Annotated in this window: 7 protein-coding genes; 5 read left to right on the top strand and 2 right to left on the bottom strand. The window is 71.4% G+C overall.

Annotated features, from left to right (window positions below; translation table 11 throughout):
* A partial coding sequence (locus tag KBX53_RS18525; RefSeq protein WP_210860630.1) for a class F sortase occupies window positions 1-399 on the top strand: 399 nt, incomplete at its 5' end.
* On the opposite strand, the gene KBX53_RS18530 is transcribed toward KBX53_RS18525, so the two are convergent.
* Window positions 342-1,115 carry a MerR family transcriptional regulator gene (locus KBX53_RS18530; RefSeq protein ID WP_309140804.1) on the bottom strand — a complete coding sequence of 258 codons (774 nt, stop codon included), beginning with the start codon at window positions 1,113-1,115 and terminating at the stop codon, window positions 342-344. The genes KBX53_RS18525 and KBX53_RS18530 overlap by 58 nt on opposite strands.
* Before the next feature lie 54 nt (window positions 1,116-1,169).
* On the opposite strand from KBX53_RS18530, the gene KBX53_RS18535 reads away from it, so the two are divergent.
* A complete protein-coding gene (locus tag KBX53_RS18535; RefSeq protein WP_210860632.1) occupies window positions 1,170-2,765 on the top strand; it encodes a DUF6194 family protein in 1,596 nt (531 codons plus the stop codon).
* A 15-nt stretch (window positions 2,766-2,780) separates the two neighbouring features.
* On the opposite strand, the gene KBX53_RS18540 is transcribed toward KBX53_RS18535, so the two are convergent.
* Window positions 2,781-3,317, bottom strand: a complete 537-nt coding sequence (locus tag KBX53_RS18540; RefSeq protein WP_030333470.1) for an HNH endonuclease — start codon at window positions 3,315-3,317, stop codon at window positions 2,781-2,783.
* Between the two features lie 223 nt (window positions 3,318-3,540).
* On the opposite strand from KBX53_RS18540, the gene KBX53_RS18545 reads away from it, so the two are divergent.
* The 3 genes from KBX53_RS18545 to KBX53_RS18555 all read left to right on the top strand — a co-directional run.
* Entirely contained in the window at window positions 3,541-4,257 is a 717-nt protein-coding gene (locus tag KBX53_RS18545; RefSeq protein ID WP_210860633.1) for a hypothetical protein, read from the top strand.
* A 118-nt stretch (window positions 4,258-4,375) separates the two neighbouring features.
* Complete coding sequence (locus KBX53_RS18550) at window positions 4,376-5,386, top strand: mechanosensitive ion channel family protein (protein ID WP_247675837.1); 1,011 nt, start codon at window positions 4,376-4,378, stop codon at window positions 5,384-5,386.
* Between the two features lie 232 nt (window positions 5,387-5,618).
* Window positions 5,619-6,353 (top strand): MFS transporter (locus KBX53_RS18555; protein ID WP_210860635.1); only part of this gene is annotated, 735 nt, incomplete at its 3' end.

The raw sequence follows: 6,353 nt of genomic DNA on the forward strand, positions 1-6,353 counted from the left end.
ACCGCCCCGGCCGGCACGCTCGCCGTGCCGGACGCGGGCCGCGCCCAGGAGGCCGGGTGGTACGACCAGGGACCCACCCCGGGCCAGTACGGTCCCGCCGTGATCGTCGGGCACGTCGACACCACCAGCGGCCCGGCGGTCTTCCACAAACTCCGCGAGCTGCGCTCCGGTGACGAGATCGAGGTCACCCGCACCGATCAGCGGGTGGCGGTCTTCGAGGTCAACTCGGTGGAGAAGTTCGACAAGGGCCGGCTGCCGGTGGACGAGGTGTACGGGGACTTCAGCCGCCCGAGCCTGCGACTGATCACCTGTGGCGGGCAGTGGGTCGGCGGCGAGACCGGCTACGCGGACAACGTGGTGGTCTTCGCCTCGCTGGTCAAGGCGCGTTCCGGCGGCTGAGCAGCGTCGAGGTAGTCGGCGAGCCGGGCGGCAGCGGTGAGCATGGCCCGGCCCCGCTCGGTGAGTCGCTGCCGCCACTGGCCCAGCGACGCGGCGAGCGGTTCCGCGCCGCCCGCGTCGTGCACCCGACGCAGCACGTCGGCGATGTGGTCGAGCCGGTACCCGCCCCGGCGCAGCAGGTGGGCCAGTTCGGCGTCGCGGACGTCGTCAGCCGAGTAGACGCGGTAGCCGGTCGCCGGGTCACGCACCGGCCGCAGAATCCCGGCCCGCTCCCACTTGCGTAGCGTGGCCGGTCGTACACCGAGCCGGTGGGCCAGCACGCTGATTGGCACGGCTCTGCGACTCTGCGGCTGCGGCGGCGCCCCGGTGAGCGTCGCCACCGCCGCCTCGACCGCGTCCAGGGTTTCCCGATCGCGCTGGAGCAGGGCATGACCCTGGTCGACGACGCGCAGCGCCGTGTCGATCTCACCCCGGTTGACGGCCCGCATGATCTCGCCGCTGGCCGGATAGCCGTGGCCCACGATCAACGCGAGGTAGGCGCTCAGGGCCTTGGCGTGCAGCTCGGTGAAGCGACGGTAGCCGTTCGGGGTGCGCTGGGCCGGCGGCAGGACGCCGTCGCGTTCGTAGTTGCGCACGGCCTGCGCGGAGAGGCCGTGCGCACGCGCGAGATCCACCGGTCGGCGTACACCAGGGTTTGAGGGTTTTGTGGCTGCCACCGCGCTCCGCCGCTCGTAGGTCTCAAACGCTGGTTCAACGATACGGTTCATGCAATGGCATCTTTTCTCGACCTGCTGGCGGCATCCCCGGACCTTCTCGCGCTCGGTGAACCGACGCACGGTGAATCCGCCTTCCTGCAGCTGCGCAACGAGGCCTTCCTGTCGCTGGCAGAGCACGGCTACCGCTCGATCGCCCTGGAGAGCGACCGGGCGGCCGGGCTGATCGCCGACGAGTTCGTGCGGGGCGTCGCCGACGTGACGCTCGACCGTGCGCTCGCCGAAGGGTTCAGCCACGGGTTCGGCGCGTACCCGGCCAACCGCGACCTGCTGCTGCGGATGCGGGAGTGGAACGCCGGACGGCCGGACGCGGAGCGATTGACGTTCCACGGCTTCGACGCCCCGGTCGAGCTGGACAGCGCGCCGAGCCCACGCCACCACCTCCGCCAGGTCTGCCACTTCCTCGGCGTGGACCGGTCCGCCGAGATCGACGACCTGATCGGGGACGAGGCGCGGTGGAGTGACCCGGCCGCGATCTGGGAGCCGGGCCGGTCGGTCGGGCGTTCGGCGGACGCGCAGCGTCTGCGGGTGATCGCCGACGACCTGCTGACCGAGCTGTACCTGCGGGCACCGGGCAGGTCCGAGGGCTGGTCGGCGGCGTTCGTGCACGCCACGGCCGCAGTGGAGTTGCTGCGCTACCACGCCGCAGCCGCCACCCCGGTGGCGCAGGAGGAACGTTTCAACCGCCTGGCCGCGGTCCGGGACGCGCTCATGGCCGAGAACCTGCTCGCGATCCGGGCCGTCGAGGCCCATCGCGGACCCACGGTGGTCTTCGCGCACAACGCGCACCTGCAACGCCACCAGAGCACGATGATGCTCGCCGACAGGCAGCTGACCTGGGCCGGCGCCGGTGCGATCGTCGCGGCGCTGCTGGGTGACCGGTACGCGGTGATCGCCGGCAGCCTCGGCGCGAGCCCGGCGCTCGGCATCGGAGCGCCCGCCGCCTCGACCTACGAGGGCAGACTCCAGCAGCAGGCCGGCCTGCCCCGGTACCTGCCGGCGGCCGACATCGCGCCGGCCGAGCGGCGGACGCACGACTACCGCTACTTCCCGCTGGATCAGGCCACGATCGACCACGCCGACCTGGTCCTGCACATCCCGACCGGTGTCGACGCGGCGGTGCTCGCCGATCGGATCCTCGCACTGCCCGACGTCGAGCAGGTGGTGGCGAGCGAGGAGAACGGATCACCCGAGGCGGCGTGGGGCGACCGGTTCTTCCACGTGGGCCCGGACCGCCGCCAGCCGTTCGCCACCATCGTCGAGCACGACGTGCCCGGCTTCGACGAGGCCGCACAGCTCGACCGCCCCGGCGTCTTCCGCCTCAACCTGGACCTCGGCCGGGCCGAGTTCGAGCGGCTGTTCGGCTTCCCGCCCAAGGAGTTCGAGGAGCACCGGCACGAGTTCGACTTCGCCCGGCTGGACACCCTCGCGCCGCACCCGGGCTACGCCCTGTACGGGTTCGCCAGCGTCGTCATGCCCGGCCCGCACCTGCTGCCCGAGGTCGACCGGCTGCTCGCGGTCGCGCACCGCCGGGCTGTCGACCGCCACGAACGCGCGACCCGCCGAGCACCCCACCCGCAGTCCGGAGCCTGACCACGCCCCTCGACGTCAGGCGGCGGCCTCGGGCTCCCGCAGGTCCAACCAGTCGGCCCAGCGGGGGTCGGGGGCGCGGTGCCCGAGGACCCGCCAGGCGGTGCCCTTCGGGGCGGCCGGCAACGCGTGTAACCGCCACCCCATCTCGGCCGGGGTCTTGTCGCCCTTGGTGTGGTTGCACCTGGCGCACGCGGCGACGACGTTCTCCCAGGCGTGCCGGCCGCCCCGGCTGCGCGGGAAGACGTGGTCGATGGTCTCGGCCGGGCCCCGGCAGTAGGCGCACCGCCACCCGTCCCGGGCGAAGATCGCCCGCCGGGACAGCCCGACATGCGTTCGGTACGGCACCCGGACGAAGCGCGTCAGCCGGACCACCGACGGCACCGGGAGCGCGTCCCGGGCGCTGTGCAGGATGCCGTCACCATCGGCGACGCAGACCGCCTTGGCGGAGAGGACGAGGATCGCGGCACGACGCACCGACACGACACACAGCGGCTCGTAGGTGGCGTTGAGGACCAACGCGCCGGAGCCCACCGTGGGTCGTATGTCAGGCATCGCGCTCACCCTCCCGGTTCAGCGGCTGCTGGGGACCGCCGTCGACCGGGGCCGGGCACAACGGCCCACACGGTCGACGCCGGGCCGATCACCGACGTCCGTTGCGCCAATAGTCCCTGATCGGACCCCGGATTGCACGTACTAATCTCTCTTCTGGTAAGCGGATCACCCCTGCCGGGTCGGGTAGCTGCGGCAGTGGCCATCGACACCTATGGTCACGGGCATGATCGACAGACTTTCCGCCGCCACCGTGCGCCACCGGCACGTCGTCCTGGCGCTCGGGCTTGTCCTTGCCTGCGTGAACGCCGCCGCCCCGGGTTCCACCGTGGGGACCCGCGTCCTGCTGTTGCTGTCCCTGGCGGCGCTGGTCCTGTCGGTGTTCCTCATGGGGGTCCGTCCGGCCTACTTCGTGGTGCGGCCGCAGGTTCCCGCCTTCGCCACCCCTGGTCCGGCCTGGATGGTGTTCTTCGCCCTGGGCTACCTCGGGCCCGCGTCGCTCTGCCTCGGCGCGCTGATCCGCTCGACCAGCGAGGGCACTCTGTCGACGTTCGACCTGGTTTTCAATCTTCTCTGGTTGCTCCTGGCCGCGTTGGTGATCACGCGGGCGTGGCGGGGTCACGGGGTACGCCTGCATCCGTCCGGGGTACGGCAGACCTGGCCGCTGGGCTCGCTCACCGTGCCGTGGGAGGCAATGCTGGCGCCGCAGGTTCCCCCGGCGACCGACAGTCGTCCGTGGCTCCCGATGCGGATCACGGCACCCGAACTGGTTCGGGGGCGCGGCATCCCGCGCAGCCGGCGGGCGTTGCGGACGGACGTCGTCGATCCGGGATTCCTCGCCTCTGCCATCGGGCACTACGTCGCGCACCCCGAACACCGGGCGGCGATCGGCAGTCACGCCGAGTACGAACGGCTGCGCGCCGAGTTGCCCGCGAGAGGGTGAGCAACGACCGGCAGGCAAGCCTGCCGGTGGAATCACCGGCCGGTGGGTCGGCGGCGGACGCCCGGTCTCCTTACGGTACGAAGACAGGGTGAGTGCCGCCAGCGTGACGCCCCTAGCCCTGTCCGACGCCGTCTCGGTGAGCTGCCAGGGCAGCACCTCCTGCGAGTGGATCTACCGGATCACCGGGTCCGGCTGGTTCGCCGAGGGCAGCTACTGGATCCTGCTCAAACCGCTTCGGGTGCTGCTGATCCTGGCGCTGGCGATGGTGGCCCGGTGGGCGCTGCACCGGACGATCAACCGGTTGGTGCGGACGACCACCGACGGCGCGGTGCCGACGATGCTGCGGCCGCTGCGCGAGCGGGTGCCCACCGCCGCGGCCGACCCGGCCGAGTTCGTCCCCGAGCGACGACGGCAGCGGGCCGAGGCGATCGGGTCGGTGCTGCGCAGCCTGACCACCGCGTTCGTCTTCGGCATCGCGCTGCTGATGATCCTTCGCGAGTTCAGCTTCGACCTGGCTCCGCTGCTGGCCAGCGCGGGGATCGCCGGCGTCGCGCTGGGCGTCGGTGCGCAGAGTCTGGTGAATGACCTGATAGCCGGCCTCTTCATGCTGATCGAGGACCAGTACGGCGTGGGCGACAACGTCGACCTGGGCGAGGCGATGGGTGTGGTCGAGTCGGTCGGCCTGCGGGTCACCACGGTGCGCGACGGCCGGGGCGTGCTCTGGTACATCCGCAACGGCGAGATCATCCGGGTGGGCAACAAGAGCCAGGGCTGGGCCCTCGTGGTGGTGGACCTGCCGATCGGCTTCAACAGCACCGAGGAGGCCACCGCGGTGCTGCGGACCGCTGCCGCCTCGGTCGCGATGGACCCGGAGCTGTCGCCGGAGATCGTGGAGGCACCCGAGGTGCTGGGGGTCGAACAGGTGACGGTGGACGGCGCGGTGATCCGCACAGTGGTGAAGACGACCGCGGACGGGCAGTTCGCTGTGGGTCGGGAGTTGCGTCGGCGGCTCGCGGAGGCCCTGGAGAACTCGGGGATCACCGCGCAGATCGCGGCGGCCCGCATCTATCCCGGTCTCTCGACCCGCCCGCTGTCCGACGGTGAGACTGGTCAGGGCGGCGCCACCTGACCCGGCGACATCGTCCTGCGATTCAGGGGTCGCGAGCCGGCCGGCCCCTCGGGTATCGTCCGTTCGTTCAGTCGGGGAGGCGACGAACGACCCGTTCGACCTAGCTAGTTGTCAGACGATCGGGCAGAATCCGGAACACGCGTTCCCACCAAAGCGTGATCACATCCTCGCTGATCCGTAGATCTGACGAGAGCTTCCGGCCGTGCTGCCACGAGCGGCCAAGCCGGGGCCGATGGAGGCGACGGTGCCTAACGAGCGACCTTCCGCGGAAGGCCCGGCCACATTTCGCGAAGTGTTCTCCCAGCGCGAGTTCCGGGCTGTGTTCGTGGCCAGCGCGCTCTCCTGGGTCGGCGACTATGTAGCGAAGGCCGCCGTCACCCTGCTCGTCTTCCAGCAGACCCGGTCCGTCGCGCTCTCCGCGGCCGCCTTCGCCGTCAGCTTCCTGCCCTGGCTGCTCGGTGGTCCGGTGCTCGCCGCACTCGCGGAGCGGTACCCGTACCGGCGGGTGATGGTGGCATGCGACCTCATCCGGATGGCGCTGATGCTGCTCATCGCCATTCCGAGCCTGCCGTACCAGGCGGTGCTGGTGCTCATCTTCGCCGCCACCTTGGCCAACCCACCGAGCCAGGCGGCGAAGTCCGCGCTGATCCCGCAGTTGCTCACCGGGGACCGACTGGTGCTGGGTCTGTCGCTGAACAGCAGCGTCGGGCAGGCCGCCCAGGTGGTGGGGTACGCCTTCGGCGCCGCTCTCGCCGCGATCACCCCGGAGGTGGCGCTGCTGTTCAACGCGGCCACGTTCGGCCTCTCGGCGCTGCTGGTACGCCTGGGCGTGCGCGACCGCCCGGCGGTGATGAACCCGGCGCACCGCAGTCACCTGCTGCGCGAGACCCGCCAGGGGTTCGGCATCGTGTTCGGCACACCGGTGCTGCGGGCCATCGCGGTGCTGGTGTTCAGCGCGATGCTCTTC

It is taken from the genome of Micromonospora sp. M51, from assembly GCF_018070305.1.
GTDB classification, from domain to species: Bacteria; Actinomycetota; Actinomycetes; order Mycobacteriales; family Micromonosporaceae; genus Micromonospora; species Micromonospora parva.